Here is a 19532-nt window from a genome sequence, read left to right as displayed (position 1 = left end):
ATTATGATTGACCTCCCTCCTTGTGTTGCTTTAAGGCTTTCTGCCGTGCGGCCTCGCGCATCTCATCTGTCCAGCTTAATTTTCGGGACGGATGTTCCCAATGCGCATCGGCAGTCGAGCCATCTGTCAGTTCATAAATAAGGCAGTGGTGTTCCGGGACAATGATGCGGGAGATCGCGCCTAATATTTTCTCCCTGTTAAGTTCAGAAACACCCAAGATTTCTTTGGTTTTCTCGATTAGGATATCTTCGGATATTCTTTGAGACTGGCAGGCAGCCTTTCCATACTTGAAATATTGGTTGCAGATCCAGATCGGCTGGTCGCCGCTCTTGGCGTTGGTGTATTTCCGTACATATGTGCCTCCACAGCAACCGCACGAGATCAGCCCGGTAAACAACTTGCCGCTGTTTTCATGTCCAACGGTTCTGTGTGCCATAATTTCCATCTGACGAGCACTGCGGCGCTCGATCTCCTGCTGTACGGCCTGAAAAGTCTGCCGTTCAATAATCCCATCGTGGCTGTTTTTGACGTAGACTTTGCGAAGCTCGCCGGTATTTTTCCGATCCTTTTTGGTGCGGAAATCCTCCCGGAAATACTTTTGTAGGAGCAGGTCGCCGGTGTACTTTTCGTTGAGAAGGATATCTCTTACAGATGCGCTAGACCAGGTACCGCCAAAGCAGGAGGAAATTCCTCTCTCAATGAGCGTTCTGGCAATTTTGGCGTAACCCATTCCGGAGAGATACAGATTGAAAATTTCCTTTACGACCTCGGCTTCTTCCGGCACGATCTCGAATCTCTCGCCCGTCAGCCGATATCCGAAAACATGACCGCCAGCGGGCTTGCCCTGATCATATAGCTTCTGGATGCGCCATCTCTGGTTCTCACTGGCAGACCGTGCTTCTTCTTCGGCATACATGGCAAGAAGCGTCAGCAAAAGTTCTCCATCCGGGCTAATGGAATGCATGTCCTCTTTCTCGAAGTAGCAGTCAACGCCCAGTTTCTTCAGATCTCGGATTGTTTCGAGCAGAATCACGGTATTGCGTGCAAAGCGGGTCACGGACTTCGTGACTACAAGGTCAATTTTCCCATCCCGGCAATCCTGCAGCATTCGTTGAAACTCCGGACGATGGATCGTTGTCCCGGAGATTCCGTTGTCCGAATAGATGGAAACCAATTCCCAATCCGGGCGTGCCGCGACATAATCACGGTAATATTCCGCCTGTGCCTCCAATGAGTGGAAAGCGGCGTCCTTATCTGACGAAACGCGGGCATAGGCCGCCACGCGGATTTTCTTTGGTTCTTTCGGCTTTGCCGGTATTTCTTCAATATGTATCATTTTAACCTCCTAACGACATTCATCACTCTCTGGCCCGAAAGAGTCAACGATTGATTTCGATAATCTCCCGATGATCTCTGCGCCATCTCATGCGGCAATAATTCGAGCAAAAGACAGCTCCATGTCGTGCCGCTTCATCCAATGGTTTGTGGCAATACCGGCAAATCGGCGCATTCAGCTTCTCCGCCTTTGTTTTTCGCAAGCCAGTCGCTCCGAACCCTTTGCGTCTACAAACAGACTTTACGGTATTGGGAGACAATCCAAGCTCCCGGCCAATAAAGCTGTACGGATAATTTTTCCGCCGCAGAGCGGCAATCTGTTCTAATTGTTGTCCCGTCATTGTTTCTCTCCTTTCCCCGACAATATCTTTCGCTTGATCGGTGACCTGCGTGTCTGTTGCCACCCTGCAATAGACCGCAACTCGTAAACTTTTCTGATTCAGGTAGTCGTTACGCATGCTGCGCCTCCTTAGAAAATCCCCGGCCCGTAATGAGCCGGGGATTCGTAATGTACGCCCACTCAGATTTTGCGGATATGATCCTCGCCATAGACAACGCCAAGGCCGGAGCCACAATCCCAGTTGACGAATATGGTGCCGGTGTCGTCCACCATGGAAACCGTTCCACGGTCACCGGGCTTCAACTTCGTGTAGGGATCGTTCATGTTGATCAGCTCCACCCGTGTGCCTTGGGGGTAACTTTTCCGCAACTGCTCCACGATATCTCTGCTTGGCAAACCAATCATTCAAACTCCTCCTCTTCATCCGGAACCGGAACCTCTGCAATCGGGAAAACGTCATAATTGCCGTTTCCTCCAAGTGCCTGGCGCAGTTCCGCCTGTTTCTGTGGTGTCAGGTCATCCCTGACCTCGTGGCAGAAGAGCCTCATGAACTTTTGCTTAATCGCAAACATTGGCTTCCTCCTTCTCCGCAGTTTCAGCTTTGCCTTTCGGCGGTGCACCGTAGCGCCAGCCGCTGTTGCCGGTGAGATGCTTCATCATCAGCTTTCTCGCCAGCGCAAACGCAGCGCCTTTCATCCCCAGGCTCACCATGAAGATACGCATGGCGAAGCGGTCGTTGTCGCCGTCGTAGGGCTTGTCCAGAATGCGGGTCTGCTCACTGGCCATCTGGCAGAGGGCCGTGATGAACTGCGCGTAAGCAGCCGCCTCGCCATCTACACCCGTGAGGGTGAACCACGGGAAAGCAACCTCTTCCTCCGTGACTTCAATAGGCAGAGCGTCGGCAATCACGGCCCGCTTGAACAGCATCTCCTTGTTGGAGACGATCAGCTTCAAGCGTTCCAGCGCATCGTCCGTAAGGGTTTTGCGCGGAATGCTGACGGTGAGCTTGTTGCCCTCCGCCTCAGCAACGGGAACATCCTCCGCTGTGCCATCCGGAGCGTCATCGCTGCGGACGGCAGAAACCTCGGGTTCCTTTTCAGTGTCATTCTCATCATTGGGAAGATCTTCGGATACCTCCGGGGCATCATCGGCCTCATCGGGTTGGGCGGGACCCGCTTCGCCCTCTTCCGCCGTATCGGGCCTTTCCGCGCCCTCTGTGGCCTCCATAGCCTCCGCCTCGGGTTGGGCGAGGGCTGCGGCCTCCGGCGCGACGTCGGGCCTTTCTGCCGGGATTTCGGCGGGGGCGTCCTCTTTGGGAAGATCCGCCTGCGCCTCACCCTCCGGGATAAAGTCCCGTTCTTTCAGCTTCTTAACCACCAGGGCAACCGCCTCCTGCGCCAGTGTGGGCGGGTAAAAGATCACGCCGTTTTTATCCACGGTGTAATCGCCCACACGATAGGCAAAGGTCGGCGCTCCGGCATAGGCCGCCTCGGAGAATGTGATCTCGGAGAGCGCCTCTACCAGCGCCTTGCGTTCTTTTCCTGTAACATGAAAATTGATGCTCATAGTAACCTCCATTTCTTTAGTCAAATCATTCGTACTCCAGCACGTCGTCCTCCGTCACAAGAAAGTGACGCTCGGTCAGAAACGTGCCTCTCCAGATCTCCTGCTCCGGCAGAGATTCGCAGAAGCGAATGACCGCCCGAGCCAGTCCTTTGTGCGCGCCCTTCGGGAACCTGTCCCAGCCACGCTCATAGGCCACAATCTCACTGGAAGCCTGTTTGCCGCGAATGTGCAGCTTGATCACCCTGCCGCAGTCGATCCCGAAGCCGGAAGCTTCGTCGCAGACCTTTGCTTCAAAGGGATGATCGTCTACTACACCCAGCAGCCAAATGCCGTCCTCGGTGTGAACCGTGATTTTGTGGTCTGCCATCTCCGCCTCACTCCTCGGAGCCGGTCATAATGAAGTGCCAATATTCTTTGCTGTGCTCCTCCAGATAGATGACCAGCTCATAGTAGCCCTCGCGGTTGGCAATGTACTGCACCATGCGGGTGTCGAACATATTGGTCTCACCGCTGTCGCGGATCGCCAGAATCTGCTCTCGGATTTTCTCTGTCATAGTAAATTCCTCCTTCAAGTGTGTACACAGTAATAGAGGCACGGGTAGCCATGCCTGACTCCCTCATGCAGAATCAAACCGCCGTTTTTGGGGCAACCGCTCTTCGTGGTAAAGAAAAAGCTATCTTTGCCATCCGGATACAAAGTCACCGTCTCATTCGCCCAGCGGAAGCAGTCCCGCAGCCCTTTGGACAGAGCCCGACGCTTCTGCTTGTCCTTGACGATCTCTCGGATCGTTCTGGCAGCATGACAGGTGATGATCCTGGCACAGGGCTCAGGTGGGATATACAGATACTTTTGCGTCTCTCCGTCATCCAGAACCAGCTGGACTGAAAGAAGCGGGATCGTGATATCCTGCCGGAAGCCTTTTACGCTGTCGTCTCCGCAGGTGCTCAGCCACGCAAAGGAAAATTGCAGGCTGTCTACTCCGCGCACGATCTTGACGTAATCGCCGCAATCGGAGTCGAACTTCACTGCGCCAATCTCTGCCTCCAACAACCACCGCAGGATAACCTCCTTGATGAGGAATCTGCCGTGGCTGCCGTGTTTTCGGCAGTAGGTCTTTACCCCGACAAACTGATTGCTCCTGACGAGCTTCACCAGTATGTTGGGGGAAAGCTCATGCCAGGGCGCTTTGCGCAAAATACGCTCGGCAGGCTGTTCTGTCTCCCATCCGGGAACCTCAGCCAGCTTGTCGTATTCGTCCGCAATTTGCTCCAGCCAGCGTTCCAGATCCTCCAGAGATTGGCCCGTCCAGCGCGGTGCGCCGAAGGGCTTTTCATAGGTGCCGTCGCCGTATGCGGTGAGCTCCAGTGATTCATCGGTTACGATGAACTTGCCCTTGTAGGCATAGCCCACGCGGATGAATCCGCCTTCGTCTGTTTTCGTAATCTGAATACTGCCGAACTCGGACAGACCTCCGTCGCCGCGATTGGCCGTGTAAGAGAGCGGATAGCCCTCCTTCAGATCGGCCAGATCCATCGGCCATTCCTCGGTGTACTGCCCCACATAGAGCAGGGAGTCCAGATCGCCAAGGATCGTGTGGACCCGCAGGATCAGGTAGACCAGCGCGTGATGCTTCTGCTCAAACTGCCGGACCATCTCCGTGTCCTCCGCGCTGAGCTCGGGGTAGGTCTTCTGGAAGGTGCAGATATGTACCTTGCCGTCTTCCTCGAAGTCGCGGATAAAATCTTCCCGCAGCCCCATCAGCCGCATCCGCTTCAAGGCCTCTGCCTTCTGCTTCTCGCGTAAGATCTCGCTCATGTTCATGTCCTCCTTTATCAGTCTGTTTCTTGGATGTCGATGATACGGATCGTCCGCATCGCCAGATCCACCGGCTCGGTTGTGATGCGCAGCGGCGCAGCATCCTCCCGGTCTGCACGGAACACGAAGTTCCCGACATGGGCGATGCTCTTGACTTGGTAATGTGCTTTCAGAGCGTTCCGCAGCCCTGAACCGTCGTTTGCGACCCTCAGCTGGGTAAGGTCATGGGTGTCCATTTTCGGTCAACCTCCCTTCACTTAGCGTTTGTATTCGTGGTACCCCTTAACGGGGCATGATATTTTGTTTCCCGCGTCCGGTATGCGGGGGCTTGGCACAGCCCGTCAGGGTAACTGCCAGATGGCATCCGTGCAGGGCCAGGACTCTCTGCTGTGCTTTCTCTTTGTTTTTGATGATGTTTGTTTTAAGCAGCGGCACAAGGCTCATCTGGATGTCGGTTGGGTTCCTCAGATAAGCAAAAGCGCAGGAAGCCATAGCAGCGACGCTCCCTTCGTGTGCATCAGGGTGAGCAGTGCCGCACTCAAAACGTCCTGGCTGCGGATGCCCCAGTTCTCTGAAAAGATCTCCTGAAACACCGCCAGCACCGCGTCGGCAATCAAGGTTGGATCGCCGGGAAGGGCCAGCGGATTGAAGCCCACGGGACAGGCGTCTGACGGATCAATGATCACCACATCGTCCTGCCGATCTTCGGGGATCCGCTCCAAAATTCTGTTTACGAGATCGGCCTTGGGGTCGATGACTAGTGTACTGCGACCGGCACGGATATCTGCCAGGATGAGGTGTTCCAGCACAGTCGACTTCCCGCAGCCAGTAGGGCCTATCAGGATACTGTGCTGCAAACTATCCTGGGGACTAATAGACAGGCGCTGGCTGCCGCTTGGCACCATGCTCTTGGCAAAGCTGCGGTCATACAACCGGCTGGTCGGCTCCCGATACCATGCAGGAGGAAGGGTAAGTTTTGGATGCAGGCCGCTGGTACCGGGAAGCTCGTCTTCGCCAAAGGGAAGCAGCATAAAGCTGGTCAGCTCTTTCACCGACAGGCGCAGCGGAAAGTGCCAAGGCACCTTTGCGCTGATTAAGTGCTGCGGCTTGTCCGGCAGCGTGTGTATCCGCGTTCCCACCGACTCCAGTGTGCGGAGCGCGTTGAGGATCGTGTTGATCCGACTCTGCGCTCGGTCGCCGGATACGCCGATGCGAATATGCACTTCAAAGCAGTGCTGCTCGTTCTTCTCCCGGATCGACTTCTTGGTTTCCACCGATGCCTCGTCGACCCCAAACATGATGGCCTTAAGCCATGACACATGGGGATCCGGTATGTGTTTGGGCGTGGGCTGTGGCCGGAAAGATTTCCCCAGCACGATCTGCACGACGGATTCATCCCCGCCGCGAACCGCCGCAAGTGCCGCGAGTCCCGCACGGATGGTGGATGAGATTGCGTCGGTGCTAAGAGACAGGCCGGTATGGGAAATCACCAGCTGCCGTGCCGCGCTGACAGGAGCGCGGTGGTAGTCATCGAGCGGATAGAACCGGATCTCTCCATGCGCCTTCATCACGCTTTCGATCCTGCGGATGTACACAGCGTCTGCGCCGATGATGTGTTTGACATATCCGCCGTGGCCCCTGGCCTCCCAGATGATTGCACCGCGCGGAATGGTGGAAGCCAGGTGCGAGAGAATGTCGCAGACCTGTTCCTGGGTATAGGGACGCTGCCAATGCAGCTCCCTCCATACCAGTTGGTAAAATGATCGTTTAGCCATGCGTGACCTCCTTTTCTACCAGCCGGAGTCGCGTCTGCGCCTCCAGATTCGGTAGCCCACAACTCCTACTGCAATTACTGTAGCAATGACTGCGAGGATTGGCCAAACCGCGTACAGCCAACAGAGGGCCAGCTTGATCAGGAAGGCCGAGAGCGCCAGTATGACGGCGGATTCCAAGAGCCTTTCCAGCCAGCGTTTCGGTTGATTCTCCATGGTTCATCGCGCCTCCTCCGGCAATACTGCCTTATGATACAGCTCGTTGGCCTCTGGATTCTTGCTCCCGGACGGAAGCATAAATACTTCGTTCCCAGGAGAAACAGAAAGGACAGGCTGTCCATGGAGAAAAATCTCCAGCCGCCTGTCCTCTTTGCTAAGGGATTCAATTTGCTCCTTTCCGAGACACCGGGATAGTTCCTCAAAAAATTTACTTCCCACTGTAAACCTCCAATCTTGTTACTTCATTGAAAATAAAAAAAGCCCGTGCATTTTTTGCACGGGCTTAGGAACGCATCTTTTAACTGAGTGTTCGTCCTCATATTCTTCTTGGATAAAACAATAACTCACACAGCATTGACTGTGTGAGTTATTGTTTTGGTGGAGATAAGCGGGATCGAACCGCTGACCTCTTGAATGCCATTCAAGCGCTCTCCCAGCTGAGCTATACCCCCACATTCCCATATTTAGTTGTAATTGGTGGAGATAAGCGGGATCGAACCGCTGACCTCTTGAATGCCATTCAAGCGCTCTCCCAGCTGAGCTATACCCCCACATTTGCTGCGCCTTCGTGTCTTCTCGTTCAGCGCAAGTGGTATTTTACCAGAAAGTGAGCTCTTTGTCAACGTTAAATTTAAAGTTTTTCGATTTTTTTCGGATAGAAAAACCGCCGCAGCTTTGCTGCGGCGGTTTACTGCCATCAATAGAACTTTTTACGATTCTTGCGGGCGGCCTCGGACTTCTTGCGGCGCTTGACGCTGGGGCTCTCGTAATGCTCACGCTTACGAACCTCAGCCAGCACGCCAGACTTGGCGCAGCTGCGCTTGAAGCGCTTCAGAGCACTCTCCAGAGACTCGTTCTCTCTTACACGGACTTCCGACATTTATATTTCCCTCCCTCCGGCGCGGCGGGGCGTCCCCTGCCACGTAAGGGCCATTTTTTATGGCTTTAACAGTAACATTATATTCGTTCCGCCCAGCTCTGTCAAGTAGCAATTGTGAACTGGGTGTAAACTGTAAATGCTATCGTAAATCCCGAAGGGGGGCAATCCCCCAGAGGGATTTATTTTTTGCCCAGAAAAGGGGGTGCAGCAGAGCCATGAAATACCTTACCCTCAAGGACCGGCGGCTTATCGCCAAGCTCTACCGTCAGGAGGCCCGCGTCCTGGACATCGCAAATAAGGTCGGGTGTCACCCTGGAACCATCTATGAGGAGCTTCGGCGTGGCGCTACCGGGAAACTGGACGAAAACCAGAGGCCGGAGTACGACCCGGACCTGGCACAAAAGGAGGTCCGGGCGTCTATCAGACGCCGCGGCAACCACAGAAAGGCACCGATGCCTAACACAAAAGAGGAGGACTGAACATGAGCAAGACCATTGAGCTTTGCAAGGTGCGCCAGGGTGAGTTTTTCACCATTGACGGCGTGGAATTTGTCAAGCTGGACGAGAAGATGGGCGGCGCGTTTGTCGTTACCACCGATACCCTGCCGGACACCGGCCCCTTTGAACACGAGGACGCGGAGCGCAACGACCACAACAATTTCGTTGGTAGCTGCCTGATGGCCGACATCCTGGAATGGGCCAACAACCACCCGTCTATCAAGGACGCCATGCTGGAGCGGCCTATTGATCTCACGTCCATGGACGGCATGACCGACTATGGGATGCCCTGCGTAAAGGCCAGAACTCTGACCATCGACGAGTTCCGCAAATACCGCTGCTACATCCCCCTGACGAGCAAGCCGTGGTGGACCGCTACACCTTGGTGTACGGACAACTCCCCGTACTCCGACGCCAACCGCGCGTACGGCATCGATACCGACGGCTCTGTGGTCAACTACTACGTCTACCACGAGCTCTTCGCCCCGCGCCCCGCTTTTTATCTGAAATCCTCAATCCTTGTATCTATCAATGATGGAGCGCCGGATAAGGGAATCCGCGACTTCTCCGACACGGACCTTATCGACGAGCTGTACCGGCGGAGGAGGGAGAGCTATGACCCGGACTGAGAGAAGGGCGCTCCAGCGTAAGCGCCGTATCTTCGCGGCGAGAGCCGTTATCTGTCTGGTGGCGCTTCTGGCCGTCATCACCCTGGTGCTTGCGGTGACAACGCCGACTGCTGCGGAGGGCGAGGCTGATGCAGGTTCCACCAAACCGCCGTGCGTTTCCATCATCCCGGAAGAAACTGAGCAGGCCAGCCGTGACCCCGCTGAGTACCTTGCAAAGACGCTCTACGGAGAGGCGCGCGGATGCTCGACCGTCGAACAAGCTGCCGTCGTTTGGTGCGTTCTGAACCGCGTTGACGATGAAAGCGGCCTGTGGCCGGATGACATCATCGGAGTGGTTACGCAGCCCAACCAGTTCTACGGATATGACCCGGACCACCCGATTCTGCCGGAGCTTCTTGCTGTTGCGGAGGATGTCCTGTCCCGCTGGGAAATGGAGGACATCTGCCTGGGTGACGTTGGGCGCGTCCTGCCGAAGGAGTACCTGTACTTCACCGGCGACGGGAAGCACAACTATTTCACGACCGAGTGGAAGGGCGGAGCGACCTGGGGCTGGGAACTGGACAACCCATACGGGAGGTGACAGTGTGTGCAATACGCACTTATCCCTCTTTTCTGGCATAGGAGGTCTTGATCTGGCTGCTGAATGGGCTGGGTTTAGGACTGTCGGTCAGTGTGAGTGGGCTGACTACCAGACTAAAGTTCTGGAGAGGCACTGGCCTAATGTCCCGAGGTGGCGTGATATACGCACACTAACCAAGGAGAGCTTTTATGAAAGAACAGGACTACGAACAGTTGACCTTATTTCAGGTGGATTTCCGTGCCAACCCTTCTCAAAAGCGGGATTCCGACGAGGAAAGCAGGATGACCGTTTCCTCTGGCCAGAAATGTTGCGAGTTATCAAAGAGCTGCGGCCTGCTTGGGTTGTTGGAGAGAATGTTGCTAACATCGTCAATTTGGCGCTCGACGATGTGCTATCTGACCTGGAAGCCGAAGGTTACGAAACAAGGGCGTTTATGGTTCCAGCTCGCGGCGTCGGCGCTCTTCACCAACGATACCGATTTGCAATCTTGGCCCACTCCAACGGCAATGGACGGTGCGGACGGTCTTGCCAAGAGGTACAGGAAAGATGCGAACGGGACCCGCTCTATGCTCCTATCGCAGAAAGTGAATTACCTTGCGGGGGGGGCGATGGTCAACTGAACCCAGAATGGGTCGAGTGGTTGATGGGGTTCCCTATTGGGTGGACCGAATTAGAGCGCTCGGAAACGCGGTAGTCCCGCAACAGTTCTACCCATTCTTCCTGTATATCCATGAGATTGAGAGGGCGAAAAGAAATGCCTGACGTGAAACACGGGTGTTGCTCCTGCACCCATTACAAATTGCCAATGAGCAAAGAGCCTTGCAAGAGCTGTAAACGATGGAGCAGATGGGAGGACAAAGACCATGGCAAACCGATTGCAGGAACGCCGGTTGGCGCTGGGGCTGACACAGCCCCAGGTGTCGGCTCGGCTCAAAGAAGTAGAGGCCCGCGCGGACGTGGGAATGGTAAGCCGCTATGAGAAGGGCGTCTGCCTGCCTACGGAAGCGCAGCTCAAAGCCCTGGAGGAGCTTTTGGGCGAGAACCGCTTGGCTCTGTATGACCCCGAGGACCTGGACCTTCTCGGAGTTTTCCGGGCTGGTTCGGAACCGGTGACGCCGGAGAGCGAGGACAAGGCGACAGCTCCGCCTCCGAGCCATGCAGGGCGATTCCGCAAATGCTACCGCATCAGCCGGGAGTTCGCGGAAAGCCTGCCGGACGATCTCCTCCAGGTGTGCGGATATAGCTCCTGGCAGAGCTGGCACGATGCCGCCCTCAAGCGGCTTTTGGGCGAATATGCGGCCCGCATAAAGGCTACGAAGAAAGGAGGAAAAACAGCATGAGCGAGCAACTGGACAAGAAAAGCATCCTGGAGATGTCTATGGGAGCAATTCTGGAGAGAGTGGACTATGAGATGGGAAAGGTAATCGACAACATCCTCGACCTGAATACGAAGCCCACCGGAAAGCGGAAGATCACCGTCACGCTTGAGCTTATCCCCAGCGCCGACAGAAAAACCATCACCGTTCAGACCACGGCGAAGTCCAGCCTGGTTCCTACGGACCCCGTCACCACGAGCCTCTTTATCACCAATCAGCCGAACACCGGCGAAATGGTTGTGGCCGAGATGGTTCCCCAGGTCCCAGGTCAGATGGCCCTCGACGGCTCCGAACAGGTTTCCCCCAAAATCCTCAACTTCAAGCGGGCGTAAGCCCATAAACGAAAGGAGAATTTCCAATGTTGAAATCCGCTATTCAGTTCCTTGTGTCCCTCAAGGAGAACAAGACCTACGAAATCAACGGAGAAACCTACTCCGACAATGACCTGGTCCGCATCAAGCCTCACATCGACCGCCCTGCCAATCTCTCTGTTTCCGGCCTGGACAGCATCGTGAAGCTGGTTCGCAACGAGCTGGACGTGGTCGAAAACCTCCCGGTGTTCATCCGCGTGGATGGTGCCCGCATGGTTTCTGTGTTCACCACCTATGACAGCGTGATGTGCCGGGACAACCTCTACACCGCGAATTGCGATGTCCCTGGTTTCCATGACGGCTTCCGCGAGCCTGAGAGCGCCATCATCGAGCTTCGCAGCAAGTTTGAACCCGGCGAGGGCGTTGACTACCTCCTGGACCTCCTTTCCCGCATCAACAAGGAAAACGGCGTCAGCACCATTGACAACGGCGTGAGCCAGCAGGTAGAGGCCCGAACCGGCATCTCTCTCAAGCAGATGGTCCAGGTGAAGCCCCGCGTGAAGCTGCGCCCCTACCGGACCTTCCTGGAGGTTGAACAGCCGGAGAGTGAGTTCATCCTTCGCCTGGATGATGACGGAAACGTGGGCCTCTTTGAGGCGGACGGCGGTATGTGGAGCATGGAAGCCAAGCGCCGCATCGCCGCTTACTTCGAGGAGAAACTGTCCGAGGAGGCCGCGCAGGGCAAAATCGTGGTGATGATGTGATGTATTCCTGCCCACGCTGCGGGCTTCTGTTCGAGGAGCCGGACATCATCCACCGGCGCGAGAACCTGGACGGAGAGAACGGCTGGTGGGACTACTACGAAGCGAGATGCCCCGGTTGCGGGGAAGAAGAAATCGAAGAATATCACGAGGAGGACGAAGATGAACTCTAATTCCAATTTTTGCGATTGCGGCTCACAGGCCCCTATGCCGCGGGAAACGCTCCCTTCTATCGCAGGCACTACCGCTGAGATCTTGATGGACACCGAGAACGTGCTGGAGCGGCTTTCCCAGATCATCGAGTGCAAAGTCAGGGCGAATACCCCGAACGACAGCGAGAAGAAGGTCGATTGCTTCCGCGAGAGCTTGCTGGACATCCGAGCCAGCGCCGAACGGGTGAACGGTCTGGCCCGGATGCTTCTGGACAGCTTCCAGAGCTGACGGCGGATTAGGAGGACAACATGAAAGGAATTAAGCAGGTATCTACCCGCGGAATGGGCCGCCCTGAGTGGCTGGCCCTCCGCCGGAAAACGGTCGGCGGCTCGGACGCTGCCGGTATCATTGGCCTCTCCAAATGGTCCACCCCTTACACCGTATGGGCGGACAAGACCGGCAGGCTGCCGGATAAGCCGGACACCGAGGCTATGCGCCTGGGACGCGACCTGGAGGACTATGTGGCCCGCCGGTGGATGGAGGAAACCGGCAAAAAGGTTCGCCGCCTCCAGGCTATGCTCTACAACCCGGCATACCCGTTCGCCCACGCCGACGTTGACCGCATGGTTGTCGGCGAGAACGCAGGGCTTGAGTGCAAGACCACCTCCACGCTGGACATGAAGCAGTTCAAGGGCGTCGAGTTCCCGGAGAAGTATTACGCCCAGTGCGTTCACTACATGGCCGTGACCGGCGCAGATCGCTGGTATTTGGCTGTGCTGGTGTTCGGGCGCGGGTTCTTTATCTTCACCCTTGAGCGGGACCAGGCGGAGATTGACGCGCTGATGTCCTCTGAGAAGGAGTTATGGAACATGGTGGAGAATGACACTCCCCCTTGCCCTGACGGTTCAGAGGCCACGAGCGACGCCTTGCAAGTCATCTATTCCGATACTCAGGACCGCGGCGTTGACCTGTTCGGGCGCGAAACCATTCTGAGCGAATATCTCCAGCTCAAGCAGCAAAAGAAATCCCTGGACGAGCGCATCGGGGAAATTGAGAACATCGTCAAGAACGACATGAAGCAGGCGGAGCGGGCTGTTTGCGGTGCCTATGCGGTCACCTGGAAGCCGCAGGTGCGGCAGACCTTCCAGGCCAAGTCCTTCTCCAAGGACCACCCCAACATCGACCTTTCCCCCTACTACAAGGAGAGCGTTTCCAGACCGTTCAAGGTGACGGAAAAGGAACTGGACATCAAGGAGGCAGTTTAATATGGCAGGGAACACAACGATTCAGAAAGCTGCTGGTCGAGCGGCGGCAAGGCAGGAGCAGGGCGGCAAGGCCACCATACAGCAGTACATCAAGCAGATGCAGAACGAGATCAAAAAGGCTCTCCCCTCTGTCATCACGCCGGAGCGGTTCACCCGCATTGTGCTGTCTGCCCTTTCCACCAACCCCAAGCTGGCGGAAACCACCCCCCAGAGCTTCCTCGGCGCGATGATGACCGCCGCGCAGCTCGGCGTAGAGCCGAATACCCCCTTGGGTCAGGCGTACCTCATTCCCTACTGGAACGGCAAGGAGAAGCGGCTGGAGTGCCAGTTCCAACTTGGGTACAAGGGCCTCATTGATTTGGCCTACCGCTCTGGAGAGGTCAGCGTCATTCAGGCGCAGGTTGTCTACGAGAACGACGAGTTTACCTACTCCTTCGGCCTGGAACCGCAGCTCAAGCACGTCCCGGCCATGAGTGCCAGGGGGAACCCCACCCACGTCTATGCCGTTTTCCGCACCAAGGACGGCGGCTACGGCTTCGAGGTTATGAGCATGGAGGATGTCCGGGCGCACGCGCAGCGGTACAGCAAGGCGTATAACTCCGGCCCCTGGCAGACCAACTTCGAGGAGATGGCGAAGAAAACTGTCCTCAAGCGGGTCCTCAAGTACGCTCCTCTCAAGAGCGATTTCGTCCGTGGCGTCGCACAGGACGAAACCATCAAAACCGAAATCTCCGACGATATGTACTCCGTCCCTTCCTCCTATGTCGAGGCGGAGGCATACGAGGTGGACGATGCCACCGGCGAGGTTGTTGCGATGAAAGACACGCCCGTTTCTGGCGACGAGGAGCAGGGCGACCGATAAGGGGGCGCTACAATGCCAAAAACCAACGACAAAGACGCCTACTTCTTCTCGCATGACTGCAACGCCAGAAACGACCCGAAAATCCTGGCTCTCCGCTCCGTTTACGGGGCGGAGGGCTACGGCGTCTACTTCATGCTGGTTGAGATTTTGCGCGAGCAGCCCGAGTACAAGCTGTCTGTAACGAAGTACATCTGGTCTACTCTTGCTATGCAAATGCAGGTAGAAGCATCCAGGGTGGAGCAGATCATCACGGACTGCTGCACAGAGTTTACCGAGAACGGAAAGCCTCTCTTGGTGAATGACGGGGAGTATTTATATTCCGCTTCCCTTCTTCGCCGCATGGGAAAGGTAGATGACATCTCCAACCTTCGGAGAGAAGCGGCGAGAAAACGCTGGGAAAATCAGCCTTGCAAGGATGATTCCGGCGATGAAGGATGCACCGGCGATGCAAATGCAGAGCAAAACGGTGCAAAGAAAAGAAAAGCAAAGCAGAGTAAACCAAAGCAAAGCAAAGCAGAAGAAAGCAAAAAAGATATATTTGCGGACTTCGCCTGCGGCGATGCTGACCTTCTGGCTGCCCTGCGTGGCTTCAACGAGATGCGGGTCAAAATCAAAAAGCCGATGACCGAACAGGCCAAGAAGCGGCTGGTCACTGAGCTTGAGAAACTGGCCCCTGGAGATCGTGACACCCAGATTGCCATTCTGCACCAGAGTGAGGACCGGTGCTGGGCCGGTGTGTTTGCCCTCAAGACCGATGCGGCGAACGGGTTCCACAGTAACTCCGGTGGCCGCACTTCCACCAGCGCCTCGGACAAGATGGAGGCGCTTCGGGACCTGCACGACGCGTTCTCTGGAGGGGATGGGCGATGAACAGGGCGGAGATGACCGAGATTTTTGCCGTCCTGATGGTCGCCTATCCGAACGCCGAGATGTTCCGGGCGGAAAGCCAGCAGGCGCTCAAGGAGCGTCTGGCTCCGACGATTACGCTCTGGACCACCTGCCTCCAGGACATCGACTTCTGGACGGCGCAAAAGGCCGTCATCCGGGTTTGTAAGACCTGCAAATTCCCGCCAACCATCGCGGAAATGCGTGAGGCTGCCGACGGCGTTTCGGAGGAAGTTCGGCTGGAAATCGAAAGTGCCTGCATGAAAGCGCGCAACGCACTCAGGTGGCTGCAAGACGGAGAGAGCGAGGAGGAGGCAATCAAGCGCCTGCCCGCCAGGACCCAAAAGACTATCGAAGCCATGGGAGGCATCAGGGCTTTTTCCCCGCCGGATAAGCCGATGTTCAACTTCGACGGATTCCGGCAGACATACGAGCGCCTGCTGAGATCGAATCCGGTTGGGCTGCCCGGTGGGGAGCGAAAGAAACTGACATAAGCGCTGGGGGTGTTCTGGTATGGGCTACTCAAACAGGACTTGGAATTGCCCGTTTTTCAAGTGGGACGAGAAAATGTGCGTCCACTGCGAGGGCGGTCGAATTTCTTTCCCGGACAGGAAAGCGTCGGAGGAGTACATAAGCCGCTACTGCGCGTCGGTGGCGAACTGGAAGGACTGCTCCGTTGCCTCCAACCTCCTGCGCTACTACGAAAGGACGGAGTGATATGCGAAATATCGACAAAATCAAGAGCCTTGAGAAGGAGCTGGGCCGATACCGCAAAGCGGTTGCTGACCGGGACAAGCTCCTTCGCAAGCAGAGGGAAGAACTTGAGCGGGCGCACGACGGTGCCTTGCAGCTCCAGGCTGCGACTGACGCTCTGATTTCCTCCATCGCCCTCGCGCATGGTGAGGAGATCATCGAGGACGGAGAGCGGCTTGGGTGGCGGCTTACGGTCCAGAAGTTCGATGTCGAGGAGGTTCGGAAGGGGTACGAGGTCCACGCCCGCCGGGATGAAAAGACCGGCGACTACATCGTGGGGGTTGTCCCCAGGGAGAACCAGGAATGAGCGTTCGCAGGAAAACGCCCAATCGCCTGGTCCTGCACAGGAAGTGCGGGACCTGCGGAAAGATGATTGTCACAACGGCTGATACGCCGTGGGTACGGCAAGTAGAAAGGGACGGGAAGAAGCAGGCCACGACTTACTTCTGCTGCTCCCAGTGCTTCGCCGCAAGCTACAAGCATATCGGCTGGTATGACGGAAAGGCGGAGGAACGCCGGAGAGAGCGGGAAGCGAAGCGCGACACCAGAGAGAAAAGCCGAAGGTACTACGCTGCACACGCCGAGGAGCTGCGGGAAAAGGCCCGGCGTTACCGGAAAGAACATCCGGGGGTTGCGGCTGCTGACAGCGCATACCAACGCAGAAAGCGGAAACTCCTGCGGGAGGAGGCGGAGCTGAGTGCTTGACGATAGAACCCGGCTTTGCGATGGCGAAATAGACTATGGCGATAGTGGTTTGTACCAAAATGTAGTACAAACCACTGGCACGGAAAACCATGGTGGAGGCGATGAAGATGGGGTTGAGTGGTAGCGATCTGGCGAGGCTCGGGCCTGCCGCCCAGAAGCAGGTTCTTGAGAAGCTGGGGAAACGGGCGCAGGAGCGGAAATATCACAACGAACATGACAGCCGAGGCAACCTGCATTTCGACAGCAAGAAGGAGGCGCGGCGGTTTGACGAACTTGTTGTGCTGCTTCGGGCCGGAAAGATACGGAACCTCAAGCTCCAGGCCCAGTACACGCTCCAGGAGAGTTATATCACCGAAACCGGAGAGAGGGTTCGGGCTATCCGATATGTGGCCGACTTTGCGTATGAGAGGCCAACAATGCCGGACTGCGCCGGAGAGGTTCACTGGGTCCCGGTGGTGGAGGATGTCAAGAGCAAGGCAACGCGGACCGCGAAGTATGAGATGAAGAAAAAGCTCCTGCGGGAGCGGTTTGGTCTGAGCATCACGGAGGTATGAGATGAACGATGAAATCAAGCGCGGCGACATCTACTACGTCGCCATCCCCTACGCAACTGGTCACGAGATGGAGAAGGACCGGCCCGCCATTGTCGTGAGCTGCAACGAGCTGAACCGGACAAGCCCCTGCATCGCTGTGGTCATGTGTACCGGCTCCGAGAAGAAGGACCTGCCGGAACATATCACCATCCGCTCTACGCCCATCCAAAGCACGGCCATGTGCGAGCATATCTACACCGTTGACAAGAGCCGCGTCGGGAAGCGCGTGGGGCGCTGCACGAAGTCCGAACTTGCGTCGCTGGACATCGGCATCATGTCCGGCCTCGGGCTGGGCTGCTATGACCTTGCAAGGGACGAGGAGCGCGCGGCAGAGGTAAGCCCCACCGTCCCTATGCTCCAGCCCGTACAGACCTCCGAGGAGCTTGTGCGGGCGCAGGCGGAGCGCGACATCTACAAGGGGTTGTACGAGCGGCTGCTGGACGGCATGACCATGGAACGGAGGGCCGGGGCGTGAGCAGGAGAAAACCTATCACCTGCTGCCCACACTGCGGAAGCAAGCAAGGGGTTTTCACCAAGACAACCTATGTCAATGTTCCGTACTGCATCGGGTTTGATGGAGAGGAACAGTACAACGGGGAGATGTACGACAACGCAGAGCGACACGATGGTGGGATGATGGCTTATTGCCAGTCTTGCGGGAAACCGGTTTGCCGTTTGACCACGATGCAGAAGCAGTGGAGAGGGAGGGGTTGAATATGAGGGACAAGAAGAACTTGCGCCGCATCTCTGAGGTGGTAACCGCCCAGACCAATTTCAACCTGGACCGGCTGGCTGCTCTGCGCGGCTACCGGGACCGGGGCCGCATCATAGACGAGCTGGTGCGAGATAAAATGCTGGAACTGAAACGGAGGAAAAGACATGAGCATGAATAAGTTTGCCCAGGAGGTCCACCAGAACGCCGTAGCGCACGGCTGGTGGGATGACCCCAGAACTTTCGGGGAGATCATCTCCCTTTGCCATAGCGAGCTGTCCGAGGCCCTGGAGGAGCTGAGAGCCGGTCGCGGTATGGTCTGGTATGCCTGCACCGAGGGAACGCCCGAGCATCCCTGCAACCCGAAGGACATCTATGATTGCGAGATGTCCGGCCAGGAGGCGAGCTGCGCCTACCGAAGCGCAAAGCCGGAGGGTATCGCCGTGGAGCTGGCCGACTGCATCATCCGGGTGCTGGACTACTTCGGCAAGGAGGAGTTCGACACGGACGCCCTGCTGTTGCAGGCCAGAACGACCATCATGTGCGATGTGCCGTGCCGCGTCTATAACGCCTCTCTGGGCGACTGCATCGCACGCTGGCACCTGCTCCTCTCCCTGGCGTATTCGTGCTGGTGTCGGGCCTCTGGGAGCTATGCCTCTGCCCTTCGGATGGCGCGCTGTGTTTGCGAAATCCAGGAGTGGGCCGAGGAGAACGGCGTAGACATGGAGATGGCCTTGGACATCAAGCACGCGTACAACAAGACCAGACCCTACCGGCACGGAGGCAAGGCGCTGTGAAAGTTGGGCAGAAGGTGGTTCGATACCCGGAAACCTTCTGGGAGCGCGAGGGGGACCGGAACAGCCCCAAGCGCCCACTGAGCGGCAAGGTGGTTTATATCCACCCGAAGGGGCGGTATCACACCGTCGAGTTCGATTTACCGGGCGGAAAGGTACGGGAGAATTTTCCGGGGGTAGAGGAATGAAAAACATCCTGTGGCGCATACGGTCATGGCTCATTCAAAAGCTGGGCGGGTATGACCGGCAGCAGATCTGCACGACACGCGTTTCCCACAAAATCGTGAACTTGAAGCCAGTCCGAGTGAGGCAAGAGGTTCGGATTTCAAGGGACTGCATCCAAAACGCGGACTATTTCAGGGACGAGGTGCTGCACGCCAGAAACAGCATGGCGTATATGATCGCGTCCGAAATGCTCAAGCGCGACTTGATTCTTTTCCAGAGCCAGGAAGCCATAGAGCGCGACGAAGTTGTTCTGCGTGCAACGGTGTTCCTCGTTTCTGCCAGAGATGCTTCTCTGTTTATCATCTGATATGCTCATGGTGTGCTTTAGCATAGCATGAGCAAGAGAACGGCCCTGGGGCGAAAGCCCTGGGGCCTTTTCTTGTCTATGCCCTCCTATGGGGGAGAGAGATGCGGCGCAAGTTCTTCTTGTCCCTCATATTCAACCCCTCCCTCTCCACTGCTTCTGCATCGTGGTCAAACGGCAAACCGGTTTCCCGCAAGAC

General features: G+C 56.4%; 31 protein-coding genes, 2 tRNA genes and 1 pseudogene. 21 read left to right on the top strand and 13 right to left on the bottom strand.

The genetic code is table 11. The annotated features are described in order from the left end of the window. Position 1: 1 nt before the first annotated feature. The 13 genes from B5E43_RS11895 to rpsU all read right to left on the bottom strand — a co-directional run bounded on the left by B5E43_RS11895 (position 2) and on the right by rpsU (position 7928). Entirely contained in the window at positions 2–1336 is a 1335-nt protein-coding gene (locus B5E43_RS11895) for a recombinase family protein (RefSeq protein ID WP_087396998.1), read from the bottom strand. Between the two features lie 43 nt (positions 1337–1379). Beyond that, on the bottom strand, positions 1380–1793 hold the full coding sequence (locus B5E43_RS11890; RefSeq protein WP_087396996.1) for a hypothetical protein: 414 nt from the start codon (positions 1791–1793) through the stop codon (positions 1380–1382). Between the two features lie 62 nt (positions 1794–1855). Then, positions 1856–2080 carry a DUF4314 domain-containing protein gene (locus B5E43_RS11885; RefSeq protein WP_087396994.1) on the bottom strand — a complete coding sequence of 75 codons (225 nt, stop codon included), beginning with the start codon at positions 2078–2080 and terminating at the stop codon, positions 1856–1858. Then, positions 2077–2247, bottom strand: a complete 171-nt coding sequence (locus B5E43_RS15170; protein WP_158099053.1) for a hypothetical protein — start codon at positions 2245–2247, stop codon at positions 2077–2079. The genes B5E43_RS11885 and B5E43_RS15170 overlap by 4 nt, the downstream gene beginning before the upstream one ends. After that, positions 2234–3241 carry a hypothetical protein gene (locus tag B5E43_RS11880; RefSeq protein WP_087396992.1) on the bottom strand — a complete coding sequence of 336 codons (1008 nt, stop codon included), beginning with the start codon at positions 3239–3241 and terminating at the stop codon, positions 2234–2236. Before B5E43_RS11880 ends, B5E43_RS15170 begins: the two co-directional genes overlap by 14 nt. Positions 3242–3266: 25 nt before the next feature. Further along, positions 3267–3608 carry a hypothetical protein gene (locus tag B5E43_RS11875; RefSeq protein WP_087396990.1) on the bottom strand — a complete coding sequence of 114 codons (342 nt, stop codon included), beginning with the start codon at positions 3606–3608 and terminating at the stop codon, positions 3267–3269. 7 nt (positions 3609–3615) lie between these two features. Then, positions 3616–3795 (bottom strand): DUF5049 domain-containing protein, encoded by a 180-nt coding sequence (locus B5E43_RS11870; protein WP_087396988.1) that lies wholly within the window; start codon positions 3793–3795, stop codon positions 3616–3618. A 14-nt stretch (positions 3796–3809) separates the two neighbouring features. Beyond that, a complete protein-coding gene (locus B5E43_RS11865) occupies positions 3810–5057 on the bottom strand; it encodes a hypothetical protein (protein WP_087396986.1) in 1248 nt (415 codons plus the stop codon). Between the two features lie 17 nt (positions 5058–5074). After that, on the bottom strand, positions 5075–5293 hold the full coding sequence (locus tag B5E43_RS11860) for a hypothetical protein (protein ID WP_087396984.1): 219 nt from the start codon (positions 5291–5293) through the stop codon (positions 5075–5077). A gap of 228 nt (positions 5294–5521) precedes the next feature. Next, positions 5522–6832, bottom strand: a complete 1311-nt coding sequence (locus B5E43_RS11855) for a type IV secretion system DNA-binding domain-containing protein (RefSeq protein ID WP_087396982.1) — start codon at positions 6830–6832, stop codon at positions 5522–5524. A gap of 592 nt (positions 6833–7424) precedes the next feature. Next, positions 7425–7500: transfer RNA gene (locus tag B5E43_RS11840), tRNA-Ala, on the bottom strand. Between the two features lie 23 nt (positions 7501–7523). Next, positions 7524–7599 (bottom strand) — tRNA-Ala (locus tag B5E43_RS11835). 146 nt (positions 7600–7745) lie between these two features. Next, positions 7746–7928: a 30S ribosomal protein S21 gene (gene rpsU, locus B5E43_RS11830; protein ID WP_023348912.1), complete on the bottom strand. Its 183-nt coding sequence runs from the start codon at positions 7926–7928 to the stop codon at positions 7746–7748. Positions 7929–8143: 215 nt separating this feature from the next. On the opposite strand from rpsU, the gene B5E43_RS15165 reads away from it, so the two are divergent. The 21 genes and pseudogenes from B5E43_RS15165 (at position 8144) to B5E43_RS11725 (ending at position 19336) form a co-directional block, all read left to right on the top strand. After that, positions 8144–8407, top strand: a complete 264-nt coding sequence (locus B5E43_RS15165) for a helix-turn-helix domain-containing protein (protein ID WP_158094667.1) — start codon at positions 8144–8146, stop codon at positions 8405–8407. Between the two features lie 2 nt (positions 8408–8409). Continuing rightward, on the top strand, positions 8410–9054 hold the full coding sequence (locus tag B5E43_RS11820) for a hypothetical protein (RefSeq protein WP_087396976.1): 645 nt from the start codon (positions 8410–8412) through the stop codon (positions 9052–9054). Further along, entirely contained in the window at positions 9041–9634 is a 594-nt protein-coding gene (locus B5E43_RS15555; RefSeq protein ID WP_158099052.1) for a cell wall hydrolase, read from the top strand. The genes B5E43_RS11820 and B5E43_RS15555 overlap by 14 nt, the downstream gene beginning before the upstream one ends. A 4-nt stretch (positions 9635–9638) precedes the next feature. Next, positions 9639–10124, top strand: a pseudogene (locus B5E43_RS15550) (DNA cytosine methyltransferase); the annotation flags it as partial. Between the two features lie 373 nt (positions 10125–10497). Further along, positions 10498–10974, top strand: a complete 477-nt coding sequence (locus tag B5E43_RS11805) for a helix-turn-helix transcriptional regulator (RefSeq protein ID WP_087396970.1) — start codon at positions 10498–10500, stop codon at positions 10972–10974. Beyond that, entirely contained in the window at positions 10971–11342 is a 372-nt protein-coding gene (locus B5E43_RS11800; protein ID WP_087396968.1) for a hypothetical protein, read from the top strand. The genes B5E43_RS11805 and B5E43_RS11800 overlap by 4 nt, the downstream gene beginning before the upstream one ends. 26 nt (positions 11343–11368) lie before the next feature. Continuing rightward, a complete protein-coding gene (locus B5E43_RS11795; protein WP_087396965.1) occupies positions 11369–12085 on the top strand; it encodes a hypothetical protein in 717 nt (238 codons plus the stop codon). Next, positions 12085–12255, top strand: a complete 171-nt coding sequence (locus B5E43_RS15160; RefSeq protein ID WP_158099051.1) for a hypothetical protein — start codon at positions 12085–12087, stop codon at positions 12253–12255. The genes B5E43_RS11795 and B5E43_RS15160 overlap by 1 nt, the downstream gene beginning before the upstream one ends. A 34-nt stretch (positions 12256–12289) precedes the next feature. Then, entirely contained in the window at positions 12290–12523 is a 234-nt protein-coding gene (locus B5E43_RS11790) for a hypothetical protein (protein WP_143383006.1), read from the top strand. 20 nt (positions 12524–12543) lie between these two features. Beyond that, on the top strand, positions 12544–13500 hold the full coding sequence (locus B5E43_RS11785; RefSeq protein WP_087396961.1) for a lambda-exonuclease family protein: 957 nt from the start codon (positions 12544–12546) through the stop codon (positions 13498–13500). Position 13501: 1 nt separating this feature from the next. After that, the gene (locus B5E43_RS11780; RefSeq protein WP_087396959.1) at positions 13502–14362 is read left to right on the top strand and encodes a recombinase RecT; all 861 of its coding nucleotides are present in this window, start codon (positions 13502–13504) and stop codon (positions 14360–14362) included. Between the two features lie 12 nt (positions 14363–14374). Beyond that, entirely contained in the window at positions 14375–15232 is an 858-nt protein-coding gene (locus B5E43_RS11775; protein ID WP_087396957.1) for a DUF4373 domain-containing protein, read from the top strand. An 11-nt stretch (positions 15233–15243) separates the two neighbouring features. Beyond that, entirely contained in the window at positions 15244–15741 is a 498-nt protein-coding gene (locus B5E43_RS11770) for a replicative helicase loader/inhibitor (protein WP_158099050.1), read from the top strand. A gap of 224 nt (positions 15742–15965) precedes the next feature. Next, a complete protein-coding gene (locus tag B5E43_RS11760) occupies positions 15966–16307 on the top strand; it encodes a hypothetical protein (protein ID WP_087396951.1) in 342 nt (113 codons plus the stop codon). Next, positions 16304–16705 carry a hypothetical protein gene (locus B5E43_RS11755; protein WP_087396949.1) on the top strand — a complete coding sequence of 134 codons (402 nt, stop codon included), beginning with the start codon at positions 16304–16306 and terminating at the stop codon, positions 16703–16705. Before B5E43_RS11760 ends, B5E43_RS11755 begins: the two co-directional genes overlap by 4 nt. A gap of 89 nt (positions 16706–16794) precedes the next feature. Further along, positions 16795–17259 carry a DUF1064 domain-containing protein gene (locus tag B5E43_RS11750; protein ID WP_206406996.1) on the top strand — a complete coding sequence of 155 codons (465 nt, stop codon included), beginning with the start codon at positions 16795–16797 and terminating at the stop codon, positions 17257–17259. Position 17260: 1 nt separating this feature from the next. Then, positions 17261–17773 carry a type II toxin-antitoxin system PemK/MazF family toxin gene (locus B5E43_RS11745; protein ID WP_087396945.1) on the top strand — a complete coding sequence of 171 codons (513 nt, stop codon included), beginning with the start codon at positions 17261–17263 and terminating at the stop codon, positions 17771–17773. Positions 17774–18014: 241 nt separating this feature from the next. After that, positions 18015–18191 (top strand): hypothetical protein, encoded by a 177-nt coding sequence (locus B5E43_RS15260; RefSeq protein WP_164475093.1) that lies wholly within the window; start codon positions 18015–18017, stop codon positions 18189–18191. After that, the gene (locus B5E43_RS15355) at positions 18178–18807 is read left to right on the top strand and encodes a hypothetical protein (protein ID WP_206406995.1); all 630 of its coding nucleotides are present in this window, start codon (positions 18178–18180) and stop codon (positions 18805–18807) included. The genes B5E43_RS15260 and B5E43_RS15355 overlap by 14 nt, the downstream gene beginning before the upstream one ends. Continuing rightward, complete coding sequence (locus tag B5E43_RS11730) at positions 18804–18992, top strand: hypothetical protein (RefSeq protein WP_087396941.1); 189 nt, start codon at positions 18804–18806, stop codon at positions 18990–18992. The genes B5E43_RS15355 and B5E43_RS11730 overlap by 4 nt, the downstream gene beginning before the upstream one ends. After that, complete coding sequence (locus tag B5E43_RS11725; protein WP_087396939.1) at positions 18989–19336, top strand: hypothetical protein; 348 nt, start codon at positions 18989–18991, stop codon at positions 19334–19336. The genes B5E43_RS11730 and B5E43_RS11725 overlap by 4 nt, the downstream gene beginning before the upstream one ends. Positions 19337–19532 lie beyond the last annotated feature (196 nt).

The organism is Flavonifractor sp. An100 (assembly GCF_002161175.1).
GTDB lineage: Bacteria > Bacillota > Clostridia > Oscillospirales > Oscillospiraceae > Lawsonibacter.
This window is presented reverse-complemented; position numbering and strand designations above follow the sequence as displayed.

What these genes read in the sequence shown, in the direction of transcription:
- B5E43_RS15165 (WP_158094667.1), top strand. Translation starts at nt 8,144, where the DNA reads ATGAAATACCTTACCCTCAAGGACCGGCGGCTTATCGCCAAGCTCTAC.
- B5E43_RS11750 (WP_206406996.1), top strand. Translation starts at nt 16,795, where the DNA reads ATGGTGGAGGCGATGAAGATGGGGTTGAGTGGTAGCGATCTGGCGAGG.
- B5E43_RS15555 (WP_158099052.1), top strand. Translation starts at nt 9,041, where the DNA reads ATGACCCGGACTGAGAGAAGGGCGCTCCAGCGTAAGCGCCGTATCTTC.
- B5E43_RS11860 (WP_087396984.1), bottom strand. Translation starts at nt 5,293, where the DNA reads ATGGACACCCATGACCTTACCCAGCTGAGGGTCGCAAACGACGGTTCA.
- B5E43_RS11855 (WP_087396982.1), bottom strand. Translation starts at nt 6,832, where the DNA reads ATGGCTAAACGATCATTTTACCAACTGGTATGGAGGGAGCTGCATTGG.
- B5E43_RS11800 (WP_087396968.1), top strand. Translation starts at nt 10,971, where the DNA reads ATGAGCGAGCAACTGGACAAGAAAAGCATCCTGGAGATGTCTATGGGA.
- B5E43_RS11745 (WP_087396945.1), top strand. Translation starts at nt 17,261, where the DNA reads ATGAACGATGAAATCAAGCGCGGCGACATCTACTACGTCGCCATCCCC.
- B5E43_RS15170 (WP_158099053.1), bottom strand. Translation starts at nt 2,247, where the DNA reads ATGTTTGCGATTAAGCAAAAGTTCATGAGGCTCTTCTGCCACGAGGTC.
- B5E43_RS11805 (WP_087396970.1), top strand. Translation starts at nt 10,498, where the DNA reads ATGGCAAACCGATTGCAGGAACGCCGGTTGGCGCTGGGGCTGACACAG.
- B5E43_RS11865 (WP_087396986.1), bottom strand. Translation starts at nt 5,057, where the DNA reads ATGAGCGAGATCTTACGCGAGAAGCAGAAGGCAGAGGCCTTGAAGCGG.
- B5E43_RS11880 (WP_087396992.1), bottom strand. Translation starts at nt 3,241, where the DNA reads ATGAGCATCAATTTTCATGTTACAGGAAAAGAACGCAAGGCGCTGGTA.
- B5E43_RS15355 (WP_206406995.1), top strand. Translation starts at nt 18,178, where the DNA reads ATGAGCATGAATAAGTTTGCCCAGGAGGTCCACCAGAACGCCGTAGCG.
- B5E43_RS11780 (WP_087396959.1), top strand. Translation starts at nt 13,502, where the DNA reads ATGGCAGGGAACACAACGATTCAGAAAGCTGCTGGTCGAGCGGCGGCA.
- B5E43_RS11870 (WP_087396988.1), bottom strand. Translation starts at nt 3,795, where the DNA reads ATGACAGAGAAAATCCGAGAGCAGATTCTGGCGATCCGCGACAGCGGT.
- B5E43_RS11755 (WP_087396949.1), top strand. Translation starts at nt 16,304, where the DNA reads ATGAGCGTTCGCAGGAAAACGCCCAATCGCCTGGTCCTGCACAGGAAG.
- B5E43_RS11770 (WP_158099050.1), top strand. Translation starts at nt 15,244, where the DNA reads ATGACCGAGATTTTTGCCGTCCTGATGGTCGCCTATCCGAACGCCGAG.
- rpsU (WP_023348912.1), bottom strand. Translation starts at nt 7,928, where the DNA reads ATGTCGGAAGTCCGTGTAAGAGAGAACGAGTCTCTGGAGAGTGCTCTG.
- B5E43_RS11795 (WP_087396965.1), top strand. Translation starts at nt 11,369, where the DNA reads ATGTTGAAATCCGCTATTCAGTTCCTTGTGTCCCTCAAGGAGAACAAG.
- B5E43_RS11725 (WP_087396939.1), top strand. Translation starts at nt 18,989, where the DNA reads ATGAAAAACATCCTGTGGCGCATACGGTCATGGCTCATTCAAAAGCTG.
- B5E43_RS11890 (WP_087396996.1), bottom strand. Translation starts at nt 1,793, where the DNA reads ATGCGTAACGACTACCTGAATCAGAAAAGTTTACGAGTTGCGGTCTAT.
- B5E43_RS11875 (WP_087396990.1), bottom strand. Translation starts at nt 3,608, where the DNA reads ATGGCAGACCACAAAATCACGGTTCACACCGAGGACGGCATTTGGCTG.
- B5E43_RS11790 (WP_143383006.1), top strand. Translation starts at nt 12,290, where the DNA reads ATGCCGCGGGAAACGCTCCCTTCTATCGCAGGCACTACCGCTGAGATC.
- B5E43_RS11895 (WP_087396998.1), bottom strand. Translation starts at nt 1,336, where the DNA reads ATGATACATATTGAAGAAATACCGGCAAAGCCGAAAGAACCAAAGAAA.
- B5E43_RS15160 (WP_158099051.1), top strand. Translation starts at nt 12,085, where the DNA reads ATGTATTCCTGCCCACGCTGCGGGCTTCTGTTCGAGGAGCCGGACATC.
- B5E43_RS11785 (WP_087396961.1), top strand. Translation starts at nt 12,544, where the DNA reads ATGAAAGGAATTAAGCAGGTATCTACCCGCGGAATGGGCCGCCCTGAG.
- B5E43_RS11775 (WP_087396957.1), top strand. Translation starts at nt 14,375, where the DNA reads ATGCCAAAAACCAACGACAAAGACGCCTACTTCTTCTCGCATGACTGC.
- B5E43_RS15260 (WP_164475093.1), top strand. Translation starts at nt 18,015, where the DNA reads ATGAGGGACAAGAAGAACTTGCGCCGCATCTCTGAGGTGGTAACCGCC.
- B5E43_RS11885 (WP_087396994.1), bottom strand. Translation starts at nt 2,080, where the DNA reads ATGATTGGTTTGCCAAGCAGAGATATCGTGGAGCAGTTGCGGAAAAGT.
- B5E43_RS11820 (WP_087396976.1), top strand. Translation starts at nt 8,410, where the DNA reads ATGAGCAAGACCATTGAGCTTTGCAAGGTGCGCCAGGGTGAGTTTTTC.
- B5E43_RS11760 (WP_087396951.1), top strand. Translation starts at nt 15,966, where the DNA reads ATGCGAAATATCGACAAAATCAAGAGCCTTGAGAAGGAGCTGGGCCGA.